Source organism: Caulobacter sp. FV1ye13L, assembly GCF_058681155.1.
On the sequence record NZ_CM178732.1, the window covers coordinates 3,507,837 to 3,526,785 of the forward strand.

18 protein-coding genes are annotated in these 18,949 nt (G+C 67.0%); 5 read left to right on the plus strand and 13 right to left on the minus strand.

The features are described from left to right. The first annotated feature begins 9 nt into the window (after positions 1-9). Together ACW176_RS17040 and aceB are read left to right on the plus strand one after the other, a co-directional pair. On the plus strand, positions 10-243 hold the full coding sequence (locus ACW176_RS17040) for a hypothetical protein (RefSeq protein WP_419255660.1): 234 nt from the start codon (positions 10-12) through the stop codon (positions 241-243). Between the two features lie 48 nt (positions 244-291). Beyond that, positions 292-1,872 (plus strand): malate synthase A, encoded by a 1,581-nt coding sequence (aceB, locus tag ACW176_RS17045; RefSeq protein ID WP_492109976.1) that lies wholly within the window; start codon positions 292-294, stop codon positions 1,870-1,872. A 187-nt stretch (positions 1,873-2,059) separates the two neighbouring features. On the opposite strand, the gene guaA is transcribed toward aceB, so the two are convergent. From guaA to ACW176_RS17080, 7 genes are all read right to left on the minus strand, one after another. Continuing rightward, positions 2,060-3,619, minus strand: a complete 1,560-nt coding sequence (gene guaA / locus ACW176_RS17050) for a glutamine-hydrolyzing GMP synthase (protein WP_492109977.1) — start codon at positions 3,617-3,619, stop codon at positions 2,060-2,062. 55 nt (positions 3,620-3,674) lie between these two features. After that, positions 3,675-4,949, minus strand: coding sequence for an RsmB/NOP family class I SAM-dependent RNA methyltransferase (locus ACW176_RS17055; RefSeq protein WP_492109978.1), 1,275 nt, complete (start codon positions 4,947-4,949; stop codon positions 3,675-3,677). A gap of 4 nt (positions 4,950-4,953) precedes the next feature. Beyond that, positions 4,954-5,349: an MAPEG family protein gene (locus ACW176_RS17060; RefSeq protein WP_492109979.1), complete on the minus strand. Its 396-nt coding sequence runs from the start codon at positions 5,347-5,349 to the stop codon at positions 4,954-4,956. A gap of 3 nt (positions 5,350-5,352) precedes the next feature. Continuing rightward, the gene (gene guaB, locus ACW176_RS17065) at positions 5,353-6,816 is read right to left on the minus strand and encodes an IMP dehydrogenase (RefSeq protein ID WP_492109980.1); all 1,464 of its coding nucleotides are present in this window, start codon (positions 6,814-6,816) and stop codon (positions 5,353-5,355) included. A gap of 80 nt (positions 6,817-6,896) precedes the next feature. Continuing rightward, positions 6,897-7,961, minus strand: a complete 1,065-nt coding sequence (locus ACW176_RS17070; RefSeq protein ID WP_492109981.1) for a potassium channel family protein — start codon at positions 7,959-7,961, stop codon at positions 6,897-6,899. Further along, positions 7,958-8,668, minus strand: coding sequence for an RlmE family RNA methyltransferase (locus ACW176_RS17075; protein WP_492108446.1), 711 nt, complete (start codon positions 8,666-8,668; stop codon positions 7,958-7,960). Before ACW176_RS17075 ends, ACW176_RS17070 begins: the two co-directional genes overlap by 4 nt. After that, the gene (locus tag ACW176_RS17080) at positions 8,665-9,792 is read right to left on the minus strand and encodes a Ppx/GppA phosphatase family protein (RefSeq protein WP_492109982.1); all 1,128 of its coding nucleotides are present in this window, start codon (positions 9,790-9,792) and stop codon (positions 8,665-8,667) included. Before ACW176_RS17080 ends, ACW176_RS17075 begins: the two co-directional genes overlap by 4 nt. A gap of 155 nt (positions 9,793-9,947) precedes the next feature. Here ACW176_RS17080 and hspQ point away from each other — a divergent pair, with 155 nt between their 5' ends. Then, entirely contained in the window at positions 9,948-10,277 is a 330-nt protein-coding gene (gene hspQ / locus ACW176_RS17085; RefSeq protein ID WP_419255669.1) for a heat shock protein HspQ, read from the plus strand. A gap of 81 nt (positions 10,278-10,358) precedes the next feature. Next, positions 10,359-11,240 (plus strand): phenylalanine 4-monooxygenase, encoded by an 882-nt coding sequence (phhA, locus tag ACW176_RS17090; protein WP_492109983.1) that lies wholly within the window; start codon positions 10,359-10,361, stop codon positions 11,238-11,240. Here phhA and ACW176_RS17095 read toward each other — a convergent pair. Continuing rightward, positions 11,198-12,415 carry an acyltransferase family protein gene (locus ACW176_RS17095; protein WP_492109984.1) on the minus strand — a complete coding sequence of 406 codons (1,218 nt, stop codon included), beginning with the start codon at positions 12,413-12,415 and terminating at the stop codon, positions 11,198-11,200. The two genes, phhA and ACW176_RS17095, sit on opposite strands and share 43 nt — an antisense overlap. A gap of 123 nt (positions 12,416-12,538) precedes the next feature. On the opposite strand from ACW176_RS17095, the gene ACW176_RS17100 reads away from it, so the two are divergent. Beyond that, positions 12,539-13,348: a LytTR family DNA-binding domain-containing protein gene (locus ACW176_RS17100; RefSeq protein WP_492109985.1), complete on the plus strand. Its 810-nt coding sequence runs from the start codon at positions 12,539-12,541 to the stop codon at positions 13,346-13,348. Here ACW176_RS17100 and ACW176_RS17105 read toward each other — a convergent pair. From ACW176_RS17105 to ACW176_RS17125, 5 genes are read right to left on the minus strand one after another with little or no spacing between them, the layout of a single operon-like run. Next, entirely contained in the window at positions 13,345-13,836 is a 492-nt protein-coding gene (locus ACW176_RS17105; protein ID WP_492109986.1) for a GNAT family N-acetyltransferase, read from the minus strand. The genes ACW176_RS17100 and ACW176_RS17105 overlap by 4 nt on opposite strands. Next, complete coding sequence (astB, locus tag ACW176_RS17110; RefSeq protein WP_492109987.1) at positions 13,833-15,173, minus strand: N-succinylarginine dihydrolase; 1,341 nt, start codon at positions 15,171-15,173, stop codon at positions 13,833-13,835. Before astB ends, ACW176_RS17105 begins: the two co-directional genes overlap by 4 nt. Next, complete coding sequence (gene astD, locus ACW176_RS17115; protein WP_492109988.1) at positions 15,170-16,624, minus strand: succinylglutamate-semialdehyde dehydrogenase; 1,455 nt, start codon at positions 16,622-16,624, stop codon at positions 15,170-15,172. The genes astB and astD overlap by 4 nt, the downstream gene beginning before the upstream one ends. Then, positions 16,621-17,625 (minus strand): arginine N-succinyltransferase, encoded by a 1,005-nt coding sequence (locus ACW176_RS17120; protein ID WP_419321275.1) that lies wholly within the window; start codon positions 17,623-17,625, stop codon positions 16,621-16,623. Before ACW176_RS17120 ends, astD begins: the two co-directional genes overlap by 4 nt. Beyond that, positions 17,626-18,870 (minus strand): hydrolase, encoded by a 1,245-nt coding sequence (locus ACW176_RS17125; RefSeq protein WP_492111956.1) that lies wholly within the window; start codon positions 18,868-18,870, stop codon positions 17,626-17,628. Between the last annotated feature and the right edge of the window lie 79 nt (positions 18,871-18,949).

The following is an 18,949-nucleotide window of genomic DNA, read 5'->3' on the forward strand; positions in this document are numbered from 1 at the left end:
GACTGCCCTATGTCTGCTCCCGCCTTCACCCCCGCCGCCATGCCCAACCCGACCGCGCAGGAACGCGCGGTTGACCGGGTGGCGGAAGCCTCGCACCGTCTGAACGAAGCGGTGCGCCGCGCCATCGACGCCGGCTATTCGGTGGAACTGGTTCGCTCTTCCCGCTTCCATGACGGCGCGGGCAACTGGGGCGACCAGATTGTTCCCACAGTCCGACCCAAGGGCGCGCAAGAGAGCGCCTGACCCTATCCTAACGGCCACAACGACGACTTCTGACTACAGGATCTCTCCATGCCCCTCGACATCGCCGCCCACATTGAGATCACAGGCCCTGTCGAGGGTCGCGCGGTAGAGATCCTGACACCCGAGGCCCTGGCCTTCGTGGCTGACCTGCACCGTCGGTTCGACGCTCGTCGTCGTGAACTGCTGGCGAAGCGGGTCGCTCGCCAGGTCCTGTTCGACGCCGGCGAAGCTCCGGACTTCCTGGCCGAAACGGCCGACGTCCGGTCAGGCGACTGGACCGTGGCCCCGATCCCGGCGGACCTGCAAGACCGCCGCGTCGAGATCACCGGTCCCGTCGATCGCAAGATGATCATCAACGCCCTCAACTGCGGGGCCAAGGTGTTCATGGCCGACTTCGAGGACGCCACCTCTCCGACCTGGGCCAATCTGATCGAGGGCCAGGTCAATCTGAAGGACCGCTGGGCCGGCGCGCTGACCCATGTGGATCCCAAGTCCGGCAAGAGCTACGCGCTGGGAGCCAACCCCGCCGTCCTCGTCATTCGCCCACGTGGCTGGCATCTGCCTGAACGCCACATGGAGGTCGATGGCCTGCCCGTCAGCGGAGCCTTGTTCGATTTCGGCCTGTATTTCTTCCACAACGCCAAGGCGTCGCTGGAGCAAGGCTCCGGCCCCTACTTCTACCTGCCCAAGCTGGAGAGCCACCTTGAGGCGCGCCTGTGGAACGAGGTCTTTGTCCACGCCCAGGCCGCGCTGGGCATCGCCAATGGCACGATCAAGGCCACGGTGCTGATCGAGACCATTCCCGCCGCCTTCGAGATGGACGAAATCATCTTTGAACTGCGCGACCACATGGCCGGCCTCAACTGCGGCCGCTGGGACTACATCTTCTCGTTCATCAAGCGCCTGGGCCGTCGCCCCGACTTCCTGACGCCGGACCGCTCGGCCATGGTGATGGGCAAGGCCTTCCTGGGCGCCTATTCGCTGAAGCTGATCCAGACCTGCCACCGTCGCGGCGCCTTCGCCATGGGCGGCATGGCGGCCCAGATCCCGATCAAGGGCGACGAAACCGCCAACCAGGCCGCCTTCGCCAAGGTTCGCGCGGACAAGGAACGCGAGGCCGGCGCCGGTCATGACGGCACCTGGGTCGCTCACCCAGATCTGGTCCCCGTGGCCATGGAGGTCTTCGACCGCCTGATGCCGACGCCAAACCAGCTGGACAAGCGGCTGTCCGACCTGACCATCACCCAGCCCCAGATGCTGGAACTGCACGAGGGCGTCCGCACCGAGGCGGGCGTGCGCGAGAACATCCGGGTCGGCGTGCGTTACACCCAGGCCTGGATCGAAGGCCGGGGCGCGGTGCCGCTCTACAACCTGATGGAAGACGCAGCCACGGCCGAAATTTGCCGCACCCAACTGTGGCAGTGGATCAAGCTGGGCGCCGATCTGGATGACGGCCGCGAGATCACCTCGCAACTGTTCGTCAGCCTGCTGACCGACGAGATGGACGGCCTGCGCCGCGACTTCGCCTCGCCGCGCCTGGAAGAAGCCGCCCTGCTGTTCTCACGGATGGCCCTGTCCGAGACGCTGGAGGAGTTCTTGACCCTGCCGGCGTATGAGTTGCTCGCCTGAGGGAAGCCGCGCCTGCACGACCCGATCCGGTTCAGGTTTCGGCGGACAAGGACCACGTCCTTGTCCGCCAGAACCGGTCGGGGCTCTTGGTTGCAAACGATCCCGCAGCGGGGCCTCCGCTATCAGGGCGCGACGTTGACAGGGTCCTGGCCCAGGCGCGCCGAGACGTCCTTAAAGCGGCGCCCCGTCACTCCCACTCGATCGTGCCGGGCGGCTTGCTCGTCACATCATAGACGACGCGGTTGACGCCCCGGACCTCGTTGATGATCCGGGTCGCGGTCTTGCCCAGCACATCCCAGGGGAACTCGAAGAAGTCGGCGGTCATGCCGTCGGTCGAGGTCACGGCCCGCAGGGCCAGGACGTTCTCATAGGTGCGGGCGTCGCCCATCACGCCGACCGTCTTGACGGGCAGCAGCACGGCGAAGGCCTGCCAGATCTTGTCGTAGAGGCCGGCCTCGCGGATGGCTTCCAGATAGATGGCGTCGGCCTGTTGCAGGACGGCGACCTTCTCGGGCGTGATCTCGCCGGGGATGCGGATGGCCAGGCCCGGGCCGGGGAACGGGTGGCGGCCGACGAAGGCGGGAGCCAGGCCCAGCTCGACGCCCAGGGTGCGGACCTCGTCCTTGAACAGCTCGCGCAGCGGCTCGACCAGCTTCAGCTTCATGAAGTCCGGCAGACCGCCTACGTTGTGGTGGCTCTTGATCACCGCCGAGGGGCCGCCGCGCGCCGAGACGCTCTCGACCACATCGGGATAGAGCGTGCCCTGGGCCAGGAAGTCGGCGCCGTCGATCTTGGCGGCTTCGCGGTCGAAGATGTCGATGAACTTGCCGCCGATGATCTTGCGCTTGGTCTCCGGGTCGCTGACGCCGGCCAGGGCGCCCAGGAACTCGGCCCCGGCGTCCACATGCACCAGCGGGATGTTGTAGTGGTCGCGGAACAGGGTGACGACCTGCTCGGCCTCGTTGTGGCGCAGCAGACCGGTGTCGACGAACACGCAGGTCAGCTGGTCGCCGATCGCTTCATGGATCAGCACGGCGGCGACGGAGCTGTCGACGCCGCCCGACAGGCCACAGATCACCTTGCCGGTCCCGACCTGGGCGCGGATCTTGCCGACCATTTCCTGGCGGAACGACGCCATCGTCCAGTCGCCCTTCAGGCCGGCCAGCTTCAGGAAGTTGCGATAGACCTGCGTGCCGTTGACGGTGTGGACCACCTCGGGGTGGAACTGCACCGCGTAGATCTTGCGGGCGTCATTGGCGATGGCGGCATAAGGCGCGCCGACTGACGTGGCGATGACCTCGAAGCCTTCGGGAATGGCGGTGACGCGGTCGCCGTGGCTCATCCACACGGTTTCCAGCTCGCCGACGCCGGCAAGGCCTTCGAACAGCGGATTGGCCTTGCCGATGGTCAGTTCGGCGCGGCCGAACTCGCCGGCGTGGCCGCCCTCGACCTTGCCGCCCAGCACGTCGCACAGCAGTTGTTGGCCATAGCAGATGGCCAGCAGGGGTACGCCCAGGTCGAACAGCTTCTTGCCAATGCGGGGGCTCTCGGCCTCCAGCACACTGGCCGGGCCGCCCGACAGGATGATGGCCGAAGGCGCGTAGTCATCGACCAGGGCCTCGGCCTTGTCGAAAGGATGGATCTCGCAATAGACGCCCGCCTCGCGCACCCGGCGGGCGATCAACTGGGTCACCTGGCTGCCGAAATCGACGATCAGAACGCGCTGGTGATTGGCGGGGGCGGTCATGGGCGATGGGTCTCCGGCGTTTTCTGGTCGGACCTTCTCCCCATGGGGGAGAAGGCTATTGCGGCGTTCGTTCCAGCACGGCGGCGAAGAAGCCGTCCGTGCCAGCGGTGTACGGGGTCAGGCGCAGGAAGCCCTGGGCGCTGACGTGGTGGGCAATGGCCTCAAAGGCGATCGGCCTGACGGCAAAGTCGGGACGGCGGGCCAGGAAGGCCGCAACGCGATCCTCGTTCTCCTCGACCAGCAGCGAGCAGGTCACATAGACCAGCCGTCCGCCGACCTTTACGAAGTCAGCGGCGTCGATCAGCACACTGTCCTGCTCGAGCTGGCGCTTGGCCAGCTGGTCGGGCGACAGCCGCCACTTGGCGTCCGGATGGCGGCGCCAGGTGCCAGAGCCGGTGCAGGGCGCGTCGACGAAGACGACGTCCAGCTTGCCCTCAAGGCCCTTCAGCGGCTCGGCCTCGATCGGCGAGCGGATCTGCAGGTTGCGGACCCCTGCCCTCTGGCTGCGACGGATCGTGTCGGCCAGGCGGCGGGCGTCGCTATCGTGGGCGAAGATCTGGCCGGTGTTGTTCATCGCGGCCGCAAGGGCCAGCGTCTTGCCGCCGCCGCCGGCGCAGAAGTCCAGGACCTGCTTGCCCTTGATCTCGCCGGCCATCGTCGCCGCGATCTGGGAGCCCAGGTCCTGCACCTCGAACCAGCCTTTGGAGAAGGCCGGAACGGCCTCGACCGAGGGCGTGCGATCAGCGGCTTGCGGCGCGGGAATGCGGAAGGCGTTTTCCAGCACGCCGGCCGGCTCGCCACCGATCAGGGCGACAGCTTTGGCGCCGCGCTCGGCGTCGGTCTTGATGGTGTTGATCCGCAGATCGACGGGGGCCCGTTGCGACAGGGCCGCCATCTCGTCCCGAACGCCGTCGCCGAGGGCGCGGGCCAGGAAGGGCTCGAGCCAGTCGGGATAGTCGCCGGCCACGGGCGCGGGGGCATCCTCGAGCGAAGCCGGCGCGGCCAGGGCCTTGATCTCCGACTCGGCCAGAGCGCCCGCGCCATGTTCTTCGCCAGCCGCCTCGGCGACGCGCTCGGGCGACCAGCCCCAGACGTGGGCCAGGACGCCCAGCACCACGCCGCGCGCGGAGCTGTCGCCCATCATGAAGCCCAGCGAGCGCTTGCGACGCAGGGCGTCCAGCACCAGGCCAGACACGAAGGCCCGATCCTTAGAGCCCGCGTAGCGCGCGCTCTCGCCCCAGCGCTTGAGCGCCATCTTTACCGGAAAATGCCGCGCCTCGATCTCGGCCAGAACCTCGATCGCTGCTGAAACCCGTCCACCGTCGCGCATGGGGTCAGACCACCATGGCCGCGAGGACCATCCCGATGCCGATGAAGGAAATCAGCCAGACGATGCTGCGCGCGACAGGAACGCCAAAAGCATAGAGCGGCATGTAGATCGCGCGCGCCACCACATAGATCAGCGCGCCGTGGGCGCTGACAAAGCCGATCCGGCCCGACAGATAGACGACGATCACGGCGGCGGCGAATAGCGGAAAGGTCTCGCGGAAATTGGCGGAGGCGCGCTCAAGGCGCCCCGCCATTCCCGTCAGGACCACCGGTTCGTCGCGCGGGCCGACATTCCACTTCAGACCCCGCTGAGGTTGCGCGGCGACGCTGGCCCACAGCAGGTGGACCAGTCCGATCAGGACCGCGACGGCGAGGAGCTGAAGTTCGATGGCGACCCGCATGATCTAGACCGCGCTCGGATAGTTGGGCGCCTCGCGCGTGATCATCACGTCGTGGACGTGGCTCTCCCGCAGACCGGCGCCGGTGATGCGCACAAAGCGGGCGCGGCTCTGGAACTCGGCGATCGTTGGGGCGCCGACATAGCCCATGGCGGCGCGAAGACCGCCCACCAGCTGGTGCAGCACCGGAGCGATGGCGCCCTTGAACGGCGTCTGGCCCTCGATGCCTTCCGGCACCAGCTTGAAGCTGTCGGTCACTTCTTTCTGGAAGTAACGATCGGCCGAGCCGCGGGCCATGGCGCCCACCGAGCCCATACCGCGATAGCTCTTGTATGAGCGGCCCTGGTACAGGAACACCTCGCCGGGCGCCTCTTCGGTGCCGGCGAACATCGAGCCCATCATGGCCGTGCTGGCGCCGGCGGCGATGGCCTTGGCCAGGTCGCCCGAATATTTGATGCCGCCATCGGCGATGACCGGCGTTCCGCTTTCCCTGGCGGCGCGGACGGCCTCCATGATTGCGGTCAGCTGCGGCACGCCCACGCCCGCGACAATGCGGGTGGTGCAGATCGAACCGGGGCCGATGCCGACCTTCACCGCGTCGGCGCCGGCGTCGATCAGTGCGCGGGCGGCGTCATAGGTGGCGATGTTGCCGGCGACGATCTGGACGCGGTTGGCTTCCCGCTTCAGACGGCTGACCGCCTGGGCGACCTGGCTGGAGTGGCCATGGGCGGTGTCGATGACGACGACGTCCACGCCGGCATCCACCAGACCCATCGAGCGCTCGAAACCGGCGTCGCCGACGGTCGAGGCCGCACCGACCAGCAGGCGGCCCTTGTCGTCCTTGGCCGCCAGGGGGTGAGCCTGGGCCTTTTCGATGTCCTTGACCGTGATCAGGCCGACGGCGCGATAGGCCTCGTCGACGACGATCAGGCGCTCGATCTTGTGCTTGCGCAGCATCTCGCGCGCTTCGCGATGATCGATGCCCTCGGACACCGTAATCAGGTTCTCGCGGGTCATCAGCGCCGAGGCCGGGACCTTGTCGTCGCCCTCGAAGCGCATGTCGCGATTGGTCAGGATGCCGACCAACTTGCCCGTGTCGCGCTCGACCACCGGGAAGCCCGAGATCTTGCGGCGCGCCTTGATCTCGCGGATCTCGGCGAGCGTGGTTTCCGGGTTGATGGTCAGCGGATTGATGACCATGCCGGATTCGTAGCGCTTCACCTCGCGCACGTGATCGGCCTGCTCGTCGACCGTCATATTGCGGTGCAGGATGCCCATGCCACCAGCCTGAGCCATGGCGATGGCGAGGCGGCTTTCGGTGACCGTGTCCATGGCGGCGGACACGAGCGGGATGTTCAGACTGATTTCACGCGTGAACTTGGTCTCGGTCGTCACCTGGGTCGGCATGACGTCGGACGGACCGGGTTCGAGCAAAACGTCGTCGAAGGTGAGCCCTTCGCGAATCTCCATTGGAGTCTCCATTTTGCGGCGCGGGTATAGCGGCGGGGCTCAGGTTTGTCGAGCCGCTCAAGACACTTGACGGTCTGGTTCTAGGCCGAGACCGCAGCGGCTTCCTCGAACAGGCTGTCGAGTGCGCCACGCCCCAGCTTGGACAGCAGCACCACGCCATCTCCAGCCTCTATGGGATGGTCGACGTCGGGCTTGGTGATCACCGTCCCGTCGGGACGATTGATCTGCAGCAGGAAGGCTGCGCCGGCGCGGCGTTCTATGTCGCCAGCGGTCAGAGCCCCGTGGGCGACACTGCGCGGAACAACGAGGATTTCCAGATCCAGACCCAGACGGTCGAGGGCCTTGTCGAGGGTCGCGCCGGCCTGTCCCCCCCGAAAAATCTGCGCCATCTCGGGAAACAGGATCAGTTCGGCGATCCGCTCTGCGCCGATGTGGGTGGGCAATACCACGCGGTTAGCGCCGGCCTGCAGCAGCTTGCCCTCGGTCGACGGACGTTCGCCCCTGGCGATGATATGAAGCTTGGGGTTCAGACTGCGCGCCGAAAGCGTAATGAACACATTGGCCGCGTCGTCCGCAAGAACCGTGGCCAGCACCTTCGCCCGCTCGATATGCACCGCCTTCAGCATCGCTTCGTCTGTCGCGTCGCCCTGCCGGCAAAGATGCCCCAGCTCGAGCGCGTGCTGGGCGCGCGCCTCGTCGCGCTCGATGATCACCAGCTTCGAGCCGGCCGCCGCCAGTTCGCTGGCCAGCATCATGCCGATCCGGCCAAAGCCACAGATGATGGTGTGGCCTTCCAGCCGCTCGATGGTCTTTTCCACGCGTTTACCGAAGAACTGTTCGAGTTGAGTCTGGGTCAGGGCCTGCACCAGTGAGCCGGTGACGATGATGACCCCGGTGCATCCGAACACCATCGTGGCCATGGTGACGAGGCGCAAGTAGTCGGTATCAATCGCGCGAACCTCGCCATAGCCGACCGTGAAGATGGTCAGGGTGACCATGTAGAGGGCGTCGCCGAACCGCCAGCCTGCAGCGCCATAGGCAACGATCGCGCACGCGCCGACCAGCAGGACGAAGGCGATCGAAAGCGCGAGGTTGCGGAACGGCCTCGAGACCAGACCTTCAATGCCCCCCACAGGCCGGGTCACCGCCCCCGAAACCCGGTCGCCACCAGAAACACCTCCGAGCTGTCCGCGCGGCTGGCCTTGGGCTTGTAGTGCACGACCTTGTCGAAGTTCTTCTTCAGCCGGGCGATGACGTCGGCGGTCTCGCCGCCCTGGAAGGCCTTGGCCACGAAGGCGCCGCCGGGCTTCAGCACTTCAATAGCGAACTCGGCGCCCATCTCGATCAGGCCGACGATGCGAAGGTGATCCGTCTCGCGGTGGCCGACGGTGTTGGGCGCCATGTCCGACAGCACCACGTCCGGCGCGCCGCCCAGCAGCTCGATCAGCTTGGGCGGGCAGGCATCGTCGGTGAAGTCCATCTCCAGGATGTGGGCAGGCTCGACGGGATCGACGGGCAGAAGGTCGACGCCGACCAGTTGGGTGACGCCGCGCTCGACCGCGATCTGCAGCCAGCCGCCGGGCGCGCAGCCAAGGTCGATGACGCGAGCGCCCTTCTTGAAGAAGCCGAACTTCTCGTCGATCTCGCTGATCTTGAAGGCCGCGCGGCTGCGATAACCCATGGCGCGAGCCTTGGCCGAGAACGGGTCGTTGATCTGCCGTTCCAGCCACGCCTGCTGCGAGGTGGTGCGGCCGTAGGTCTTCTTCAGGCGCGCGGGCTTGGTGCGGCCGGCGTCGGTGCCGCCGGCCGGCGGCTTGACCATGCGCTTGCGGGGCGGTTCTTCTTCGGTCATTCGGACACCGGCTTCAACTTGGACGCCCCGCCACGGCGGCGCCGACGCGGGCGACGCTGCTGTTCGGACATCAGGGACATCAGGAGCCCCTCTCTAAGCCCTCGATCGGCCACACGCACGCGCGAACACGGCCAAAGCTCCTGAACGGCCTGAAGAATCGCCGCGCCGGCCAGAACCAGATCGGCGCGATCGGCGCCAATACACGGCTCCAGCGCGCGTTCCGCCGCCGTCAGCCCCAGCAGGTGGTCGGCAGCGGCCTCGCAATCCTTGCGTTCCATCCACAGCCCGTCGACGACATTGCGGTCATAGCGCTGCAAGCCCAGGTGCAGGCCGGCCAGGCTGGTGATCGCGCCCGACGTCCCGACCAAATGCGCCCGGTCCTGCGCGAACAGGTCCCGCATCGGCTCGGCATGCGGAAAGGCCTCGATGCGGCCCTTCACGTCATCGACCATGGCGCGAAACCAGCCCTCCTGGGCCTGTTCGCCCTCGGGGAACCGCTCAGCCAGGGTTACGACGCCCACGGGGATCGACAGCCAGGCCTTGATCGGCAGCTTCCAGGCCGCGAACTGACGCGGCTTGGCGTCCAGCCCCTCGCCTTTCAGATCAACCCAGGACAGCTCGGTCGAACCGCCGCCCACATCCACCACCAGGGCGGCGTCGGCATCGCGGTCGAACAGGCTCATGCAGCCGGCGACCGAAAGCTGGGCCTCCTCGCGCGGGGTAATGATCTGCAGGCGAAGACCGGTCTCCTCAGCCACACGCTCGACGAAGGCCGCGCCGTTGTCGGCCCCGCGACAGGCCTGGGTGGCCACGGCCTTGATCTTGATCGCCTTGCGACGGCGGATCTTTTCCGCACAGACCTTCAGGGCCGCCATCGAGCGGTCCATGGCCGCCTCGGACAGCAGGCCTGTCTGCGACAGGCCCTCGCCCAGGCGCACGATGCGAGAATAGGCCTCGACGACGCGAAATCCGCGCGGCGAAGGTGTCGCCACCAGAAGGCGGCAGTTATTGGTGCCCAGATCGAGCGCCGCATAGCACGACTGCTCGCCTGGCGGCCGCCGACGCCGCCCGCTCTCCGCATTGGAAGAGATGGACGCGTCGGGCGCGCGCGGCGCCTCCGACATGGTCTTTCCACCTTGTCTCGCAGACGCCGCAAATCACGGCGCCTCACTTCGAGGCCGAGCATAGCAACGCGGCGACGGCGGGCGGAAGCCTTGTTATCCGTCTGCGGAATTCTACGTTCAGGATTCAGTCAGGTGGGACTGCTATCCTCGACCCCATGAATTCGAGATTCGCCAAATTCGCGATCGGTCAGGTGGTCAAGCACCGGATCTTCCCGTTCCGGGGGGTCGTGTTCGACGTCGACCCCGTGTTCGCCAATACCGACGAGTGGTGGGAGTCGATTCCCGAAGACATCCGGCCGCTCAAGGACCAGCCGTTTTACCACCTGCTGGCCGAGAACGACGAGAACACCTACGTCGCCTATGTGTCGGAGCAGAACCTGCTGGCTGACGAGACCGGCGAGCCGGTGCAGCATCCCCAGACGGCGGTGATCTTCGAGTCCTTCGATGAGGGCGCCTACAAGCTTCGCCCCCGGATTTCGCACTAGACGCAAGATCTGGTCGGAAACACTGCCCTTTTCGGCAAAATTCGAACGATACTTGCCGCCAACGAGGCGTAGCGTCTTTTTATGAGCGCTGACGGTTTTACTCCCTCGCCGCCGCCCGGAGCCCGGGCGGACTGGACCATCGACCAGGCTTGGGAAGGCTATTCCCAGGCCGAGCACGAGGTCTGGATCACGCTCTATGAGCGCCAGACAGCCATGTTGCCCGGCCGAGCCTGCGACGCCTTCCTGCGCGGTCTCGACGCCCTGGACCTGCACCGGTCCGGGATTCCCGATTTCACTCGGATCAATGAGGAGCTCCAGCGCCTGACGGGCTGGAGCGTGGTCGCCGTGCCGGGCCTCGTGCCTGACGACGTGTTCTTCGACCACCTCGCCAACCGCCGATTCCCCGCTGGACAGTTCATCCGCAAGCCCGATGAACTGGACTACCTGCAGGAACCCGACATCTTCCACGACGTGTTCGGCCACGTGCCGATGCTGACCGATCCGGTGTTCGCCGACTACATGCAGGCCTATGGCCAAGGCGGGCAGCGGGCGCTGGAACTGGGCCGACTGGCCAATCTGGCCCGGCTGTACTGGTACACGGTCGAGTTTGGCCTGATGCAGACGCCGCAGGGCCTGCGGATCTACGGGGCGGGCATTGTTTCCTCGCGAACCGAGTCGATCTTCGCCCTCGACGATCCCTCTCCAAACCGCATCGGCTTTGACCTTGAGCGGGTGATGCGCACCCCCTACCGGATCGACGACTTCCAGCAGACCTACTTCGTCATCGACTCGATCCAGACCCTCCAGGCGGTCACACTGCAGGACTTTGCGCCGATCTATGACCGTCTGGCCAATGCCGGCGACATCGGTATCGCGCAGATCCTGCCCGGCGACACCGTGTTCACGCGGGGGACCCAGGCCTATGCCAGCGCCGGCGGTCGGCTGGCCTCGGCGCGCGGCTGAGACTTCAGACCAAACAGCCAGCGCACCCCCGGGATCCGACGGACGATTTCGTAGGCCGCAAAGCAGCCCGCGAAGGTGGCCAGGATCAGGATCGCCGCTTCCAGCCCCTGGGGCAGGTTCAGCTTGGCCAGGTGATGGGCGATGACCACGATCAGGGTCTGGTGGACGATGTAGAGCGGAAACACCGCCAGGGTCAGATAACGCAGGACCGGCGCGTCACGGTTCAGGTGTTTGGCGCCAAACCCCAGGATGGCGGCGATCGCGCACCACTGGTCGATCGAATAGACGCACCGCATGACGAGCCGCAGCCCCTCAACCGGATTGGCGTCGTCGGCGCGATAGATCCAGGCATAGGTCGCCCACGCCGCCCAGCAGACAACCGCCAGAACCAGCGCGAGCCAGCGCGCGCTGATCAGGCGTTCGCGCAGGGTCTCGGACTTGGCCAGGCCAAAACCCAGCAGGAAGGCCGGGAAAGACACCGCGTGATTGTACCAGTCGTCGGTCAGGGCGTGGGTGACCTCGAACAGCGGCATCAGAAACATGCGCGTCACGGCCAGGAAGGCGATGGGCCAGAGCAGCAGGCCGGGTCCCTTCATAGCGCGCTCAAGTCCGGCTTGAAGCTTGGCGCCCAGCTTGGGAACGATCACCAGCATCAGGCTCAGGATCAGCGAATAGACCAGCAGATAGGCCACGAACCACATGTGGTTCCAGGTCGGCGTAGTGAGGCAGCCATCAGCGTCGCACCAGCGGCCGGACGCCGTGGCGTATTTCACCCAGAACGCGCCATAAGGATCGACGACAAGCCCGGCGGCCGGACTGGCCGCAGCCGCTTCCACGATCTCGTAATAGCTCTGAGGCGGCACGATCACGAACATGGCGAAGACCAACGGTGGCAGCAGCCGGGCGATCCGCGCGCCGGTCAGCTTTCCGACGCTGACCTTGTCGGCCATGAACCGGGTCGCGGCGCCGGAAACCAGGAACAGCAGGGTCAGCCGCCAGGGATTGGTCAGTTGCATCAGCGGCTCGATGGCCTCGACCGGATGCGGCGTCTTCACGTGCCACTCCCAAGGTACGTAGAACATGCCGACGTGGTACAGAATCAGCAGGAAGAACGCCCCGACCCGGATCCAGTCCAGGTCGTAGCGACGGTCAAAGGATGAAGCGGTCGTGGTCATGAAGAGGCGCCCGGCTTGAAAAGGGATGCACAGGTCGTGCCCCGCGAAGTCCGGCCCAGCCAAGAGCCTCGGGATCGGCGGGCCTTGCCGGGGACGAGCGGAAAACCGGCTGGGACCAGCGGCGTGCTTTTCGGGATGAGCGGCGAAGAGCGACGCTCGATCCTGCGGGCCTGGCTGCTGTGGATCGGGCTCATTGCCACCATCTGCGTCGTCAACATCCTGACGATCCAGCACGACGATCCCGATCTGGCGCCCTTGTTTCCAGCCCTCTGGGAAGGCAGCAGCGCGCTGGTCACCTTGGTGATCTTCGCCATTCCGGCCGCTGTCGCGCTCTGGAGCCATCGCAACCGGCCGCTGTGGTGGCAGGCCGCGCCGGTGCATCTCGTCGCGGTCCTGGCCTATTCGGCCCTGCATGTGGCGGGCTTCGTCGCGCTGCGGAAGCTGGCCTATCTGGTCGTCCTGCGGCAGACCTACGATTTCGGCGATATCTCCAGCGAGTTCCCCTACGAGTTCCGCAAGGACGTGCTCGCCTATGGCATCGCCTGGATCATCTTCTTCCTGTCGCTGCGGCAGGGCCGCCAGCAGGCCACCGCCCTCGCCTCGCCCTCCTTGGCGACCTTCGACATCCAGGATGGCGCGCGGCTGGTGCGGGTGCCCATCGACGACATTCTCGCCGTGCGGTCGGCCGGCAACTATGTGGAATTCGTGCTAGTCGACAGCCGCCGACCGCTGATGCGCACACCGCTGGCCACCGTCCAGAGCGACCTGACCGAGCACGGCTTCGTGCGCAGCCACCGCTCGTGGCTGGTCAACAAGGCCAAGGTCACGGGTCTGCGGCCCGAGGGATCGGGTGACTACGCGGTCGAACTGGGCGTGCTGGAGGCGCCGCTTTCGCGCCGCTTCCCGGAGGCTCTGGCCGCCCTGCGCGGCTAGAGAAGCATGCCCATCAGGATGTCGTCTTCCAGACGGCCATCGGGATAGCGCCCGCGCGAGACCTGCCGGCCCTCGTGCTTGAAACCCAGCCGCTCATAGAGCCGGATCGCGCCGGGATTGCCGGCTCCGGCCGCAAGCTCGATCCGCAGGATCGGCGGGTCCATCGCGCGAGCATGAGCGATGAGCGCCTCGAACAGCCTGGAGCCGATACCCAGGCCCTGGCGATCCGGATGGACGGCGACGGTCAGGTTGGACAGCACATGGGCGAACAGCGCCACGGTCTCGCGGCCGGCATGGACTTCACCCCAGATCGCGCCGTCGGGGCCGACGGCCACGAAGCTGATCCCGGCGAGGAACCGCTCGACATAGTCCCGCGTGATCTCTTCGGGACGGCGCGCCAGACCATCAGGAACGGCCGCAACGGCGCGGTGCAGGTCGACCAGCGCCATGACGTCATCAGGCGTCGCCGCCCGGACCTCGAAGCTCACGCGACCCTCTGGAACGGATAGAAATCACCGCCGAGATCAAGGATGCCCGTCAGCTCGTCCAGGGCCTCGCGCACCTCGGTCAGCAAGGCCGGGTCGGCCAAGTCGGCCGGCGCCAGGCGGTCGCGATACCGGCGCTCGACCCAGTCTTGGAGGCGCGCATGCAGGCCCGCGTCAAACCGCTGGGCGGGATTGGTCGCCGCCAGTTCGCGCTCGGTCAGCACCACCCGCAGGCGCAGGCAAGCGGGTCCGCCGCCGTTGCGCATGCTCTGGCGCACGTCGACATAGTCGACGCGACCGATGGGGCCATTGGAGGTCGCCAGGCTCTCGGCTACCGCAAAGGCGCGGGGATTGTCACGGGTCTCGGCGGGCGCCAGCAGCACCAGGCGATCCTCACCGGGGATGACCAGCAGCTGCGAATTGAACAGATAGCTGGCCACCAGATCGGCCATCGGCAAATCAGCTTCTGAGATCTCCACGAAGGCCGGATCGAACAGGCCCTCGGCGGCCGCGCGAACCGAGGCCTCCATGCCGGCGCGATCCTCGAAGGCGCGTTCGTGGAAGAACAGGCACTCACGGGTGCCCACGCAGACGACGTCGTTGTGGAACGCCCCGCCATTGATCGCCGCCTTGCCTTGACGTGGGAAGATCGCCCGCGCCGCCCCGTGGCGACGCTCGACGGCCTCGAAGGCCTCGCGGGTCTGGCGGGCCGGATAGCGACCCTCCCAATGCTCCCAGGCCTCGCGACCCCAGACAAACATGTTGACGCCCGGAGTCCCGTGTTCGGCACACAGCCGCACATGATTGGCCGCGCCCTCGTCGGCGAAGTGCGGCTGGGCCGGCAGCGGCTCATGGACCGCGAACCGGGCTTCGTCCGGAAACAGACGGCGCAGGCTGCGCGTCGTCTGCGGACCTTCCAGGCTGCGATGCAGATTGGTCAGCAGGTTGGCCGGCGTGAAGTGCACCCGGCCATCGGCCGTATCGGCGCTGGGCGTCACCGTCGCGGCATTGGCGGCCCACATCGGCGACGCCGAGCAGACGGCCGAGGCCAAGGCCGGCGCCTCCTTCCAGGCGCGCTCCAGAACTGCGCCATCAGAGCCGGAAAAACCCAGCGACTTCAGAAGGCTTACGTCCGGTCGCTCATGCGGCGGCAGGGCGAACTGCGGCACGCCCAGATCGGCCAGCATGCGCATCTTGCCAAGGCCTTCCAGCGCCGCACCACGCGGGTTGGACACCTCGCCCGCGTTCTTCTGGCTGGCCAGGTTGCCGGGCGACAGGCCGACATAGGAATGGGTCGGCCCGACCAGGCCGTCGCAATTGGCTTCGATGGCTGAACTCATGGCCGCAAGCCTTTGATATCGCCAAGGGTGTCACGCACGGCATCAGCCTCGAAACTGGCCACCGGATAGGCGCAGTAGTCGGCCGCATAATAGGCGCTGGGCCGATGATTGCCCGACGCGCCCAGCCCGCCAAACGGCATGGAGCCCGCCGCCCCGGTCGTCGGCCGATTCCAGTTGACCACGCCCGCGCGAATACGGTTGAGGAAATGACCCCAAAGCTCTGATTGATTTGAGATAAGACCTGCCGACAAACCATAACGGGTTGCGTTGGCGGCGGCGATCGCCTCATCAAAGCTGGCGACCCGGCGGACCTGCAGCAGCGGCGCAAACAGCTCCTCGTCAGCCACCTCGACGCCCGTGACATCCACGACGCCGGGCGATACGAAGGCGTCACTCAAGCCCTCAATCGCACCCAGTGTCCGGATCCGCTGGCCGCCCAGCGCCTCGGCGCCGGCCTTGGCGAGCGCGGCGGCGCGGGTCGAAATCAGCGGTCCCATGAAGGGCTCGCTGGCGCCGTTCCAGGGCCCGGCGGTCAGGCGATCCGACAGGGCCGCGACCGCCTCGATCACGGCCTTGCCCGCCGCGTCGTCCGAGACGATCAGGCGGCGCGCGCAGGAGCAGCGCTGGCCGGTGGTGATGAAGGCCGACTGCACGACCAGGGCCGCAGCGGCCTGCGCGTCGCCGGCGTCCCAGACCACGAGCGGATTATTGCCGCCCAGTTCCAGCGCCAGGATCACGTCGGGTCGGTCGGCGAAATGGCGCCGGAAAAATGCCCCGGCCTGCGCCGAACCGGTGAACAGCAGACCGTCTATCTCCTCGGCGATCAGGGCCTGTCCGGTCTCGCGACCACCCTGGACGAGGTTGATGACGCCCGCAGGAACGCCGGCGGCTTCAAGGGCTTCGACCAGCATTTGACCGGCCAGCGGCGTCTCTTCCGAGGGCTTGAAGACCACCGTATCGCCTGCGAGCAAAGCCGGCACGATGTGGCCATTGGGCAGGTGGCCGGGGAAGTTGAACGGACCCAGCACCGCCATCACGCCATGGGCGCGGTGGCGCAGCACGGCCCGGCCGAACGGCATGGCGTTATCGATCCCGCCCGTGCGCTCGTCATAGGCCTTGATCGACAGATCGACCTTGCCGGCCATCGAGCCCAGCTCGGCCTTGGTCTCCCACAGCGCCTTGCCGGTCTCGCGGCTCAGGGCCTCGGCGAAGGCGCCCGTGCGCTCGACCAGGATCTCCTTGTAGCGACGTAGGATGGCGATGCGGTCCTCGCGCGGACGATCAGCCCAGGGCTGAAAGGCGCGCCGCGCGGCCGCTACGGCGGCGGCGACATCGGCCTGAGAGGCGGTAGCCTCGCGCCAGATGGTCTCGCCCGTGGTCGGGTCTATGGAGACCGCTTCGCCGCCCGCGCCCGAACGCCAGACGCCGTCAATAAACACCCCGCCACTCATGCCTTCACCCGCACCATGTCACCTTCGGAAAGTCGCAGCGCCTGGGCCGCGTCGCGCCCCACGATCGCCGTTTCGCCATCGATCAGCACCGGCGCCCGCACGGCCCGGAAGCTGCCGATCTCGCCCGTGGAGACCAGAGCCTCCTCGCCATAGGCGTCCTCGCCCAGCCTGAGGCGAAGCCGCCGCGCATCGCGGACGGTCTTGATGTCATCGCGCCGGGCCGCCACGGTGGGACCCGCGTCGAAGATGTCGATCAGGCCCTGATAGCGGAAGCCCTCGGTCTCCAGCATGGCCCGCGCCGCCTCGCCCTCGCGGTGCACGCGGCCCAGCACGTCGCGCGCCTCCTTGGGCAGCAGCTCGGCATAGATCGGATGGCGCGGGGCCAGGTCGAGGATGAACTGGCCGTCGGTCGAGGCGCTCATCATGTCGGCCTCGTCAAAACCCAGACGGAAGAATTTGTTGGCCACGTGGTCCCAGAACGGACAGCCGCCGTCTTCGTCGAACCAGCCGCGCAGCTCGGCCAGCACCATCTCGGCGAACCGTTCGGGCTCGAGCCCGATCAGCATGTAGCGCGACTGGGCCAGCAGGCGCCCCGCCCCGCCCTTGCGGCGCTCGGGTTTGAGAAACAGCGAGCCCACCTCCGACCAGCCGGCGCATTCATTGACCAGAACCAGGGCCCGGTGATCGAAACGCTTGTCCAGGGTCGGCGACGACTGGGCCAAGGTCACGACGCGGAACGAGAAGTGCGGACGCTTGAGGCCGACGCCGGCCTTGACCCCGGCCACGCCGATGACATCGCCGGCGTCCAGGTCTTCCAGCATCAGGGTGTACCAGGCCTCGGGCGCGGCGACCTCGGCCTGGAAGCTGGCCTGCGACAGGGCGAGACGCGAACGCAGGGTCTGCTCGTCCTCGGGCAGGCTGGTGAAGCCCCGGCCCGACAGCACGGCCAGCTCCATCAGGGAGTCGAAATCGGAAGGTCCAGCGGGACGGACGACTAGCATTCAGACAGTCTCCATGGCCGCGCGGATCGATCTTCCGTCAATCTCTCCGCTGGCCAGTTTCATCAGGATCAGGGCCGAGAGCTGGGCGCGCTCGACAAAGCTTTCGGGCCAGGCGTGCTCGGCCTCGCTGTGGATGTCGCCGCCGCGCACGCCCAGGGTGTCGACATTGGGCAGGCCCGAGGCGAAGAGGTTGTTGCCCTCGCAGACGCCGCCGGAAGGCTTCCAGGCGATCTCCTGACCCAGCAGGGCGCCCGCCTCCTTGACCGCGCCGAACAGGCGCTGCTGGGCGGCGTTGAAGGGCTTGGCGCCGCGGGTGATCAGGCCGTGCAAATGGATGTGCAGGCCCTCGCGCGGCTCTTCGACGATGCGGGCGACCTGGGCCTCGAACCAGGCGGCCGCCTCGGCATCCGGGAAGCGCACATTGAACCGGGCGATGGCGACATCGGGCACCATGTTCAGCGGCGCGCCGCCGTCGATGCGGGCCACATTGACGGTGACGCCGTCGCGCTGGCCGTTGAGCGCATGGAGGGCTTCGGCGATCCGCGCCGCGCCGATCACGGCGTTGCGGCCGGCGCCGAAGTCGCGACCGGCGTGGGCCGCCTTGCCATGCACGACGATATGGAAATTCCCCGACCCCTTGCGCGACGAGGCCAGCGACCCATCCGCCAGGGCCGGTTCATAGGTCAGGCCCACATGACCCAGCCGGGCGAAATCGCTGAGGATCGGACCCGAAGCGATTGAGCCGATCTCTTCATCGGGCGACAGCAGCACACGATAGCCGACCTTGGCCGCGTCGGGGTGGCGTTCGAACGCTTCCAGCGCCGCCAGCATGACACTGATCCCACCCTTCATGTCGGCGATGCCCGGCCCGTGCAGCGCGCCGTCTGGGCGCGTGGTCACAGTCTGGAAGCCGCTCGTCTCGGGATAGACGGTGTCGTAGTGACCCGTCAGCACGACCTGCAGCGGCGCGTCGGGGCGCACAACCACGGCAATGGCGGGCGTATGGTGCTGTTCACCGACCCGGCCGTCGGGGCCGATCACTTCGGACGCCGCAAGGGGAATCTCGGTCGGCGCGCCCGGCAGCGCCGAGACGGCGTCGAGCAGAACCTGTCTCTGCCGTTCCAGCCCCGCCAAATGCAGGCTGCCGGAATTGATCGCGCACCAGGCCACCGCCCGGTCAATGATCCGCCCGCCGTCCGAGGCGACCGCCTCCAAAACAGCGCGATCCTCGTCTTTGAGTCGCATGGACATGCCGTTCCTCCCCCAGTCACAATAAACCAAGGGCCGCGGGTAAAACGTGTTTCCTCTGACGAGGTAACCGGGC

Bases quoted from the DNA above. Each gene is read 5' to 3' on its own strand.
- ACW176_RS17055 (WP_492109978.1), bottom strand. From the start codon at position 4,949: ATGCGCGACGGTGGACGGGTTTCAGCAGCGATCGAGGTTCTGGCCGAG.
- aceB (WP_492109976.1), top strand. From the start codon at position 292: ATGCCCCTCGACATCGCCGCCCACATTGAGATCACAGGCCCTGTCGAG.
- ACW176_RS17080 (WP_492109982.1), bottom strand. From the start codon at position 9,792: ATGTCGGAGGCGCCGCGCGCGCCCGACGCGTCCATCTCTTCCAATGCG.
- astB (WP_492109987.1), bottom strand. From the start codon at position 15,173: ATGAGTTCAGCCATCGAAGCCAATTGCGACGGCCTGGTCGGGCCGACC.
- hspQ (WP_419255669.1), top strand. From the start codon at position 9,948: ATGAATTCGAGATTCGCCAAATTCGCGATCGGTCAGGTGGTCAAGCAC.
- guaA (WP_492109977.1), bottom strand. From the start codon at position 3,619: ATGACCGCCCCCGCCAATCACCAGCGCGTTCTGATCGTCGATTTCGGC.
- ACW176_RS17060 (WP_492109979.1), bottom strand. From the start codon at position 5,349: ATGCGGGTCGCCATCGAACTTCAGCTCCTCGCCGTCGCGGTCCTGATC.
- ACW176_RS17095 (WP_492109984.1), bottom strand. From the start codon at position 12,415: ATGACCACGACCGCTTCATCCTTTGACCGTCGCTACGACCTGGACTGG.
- astD (WP_492109988.1), bottom strand. From the start codon at position 16,624: ATGAGTGGCGGGGTGTTTATTGACGGCGTCTGGCGTTCGGGCGCGGGC.
- phhA (WP_492109983.1), top strand. From the start codon at position 10,359: ATGAGCGCTGACGGTTTTACTCCCTCGCCGCCGCCCGGAGCCCGGGCG.
- ACW176_RS17075 (WP_492108446.1), bottom strand. From the start codon at position 8,668: ATGACCGAAGAAGAACCGCCCCGCAAGCGCATGGTCAAGCCGCCGGCC.
- ACW176_RS17125 (WP_492111956.1), bottom strand. From the start codon at position 18,870: ATGCGACTCAAAGACGAGGATCGCGCTGTTTTGGAGGCGGTCGCCTCG.
- guaB (WP_492109980.1), bottom strand. From the start codon at position 6,816: ATGGAGATTCGCGAAGGGCTCACCTTCGACGACGTTTTGCTCGAACCC.
- ACW176_RS17040 (WP_419255660.1), top strand. From the start codon at position 10: ATGTCTGCTCCCGCCTTCACCCCCGCCGCCATGCCCAACCCGACCGCG.
- ACW176_RS17120 (WP_419321275.1), bottom strand. From the start codon at position 17,625: ATGCTAGTCGTCCGTCCCGCTGGACCTTCCGATTTCGACTCCCTGATG.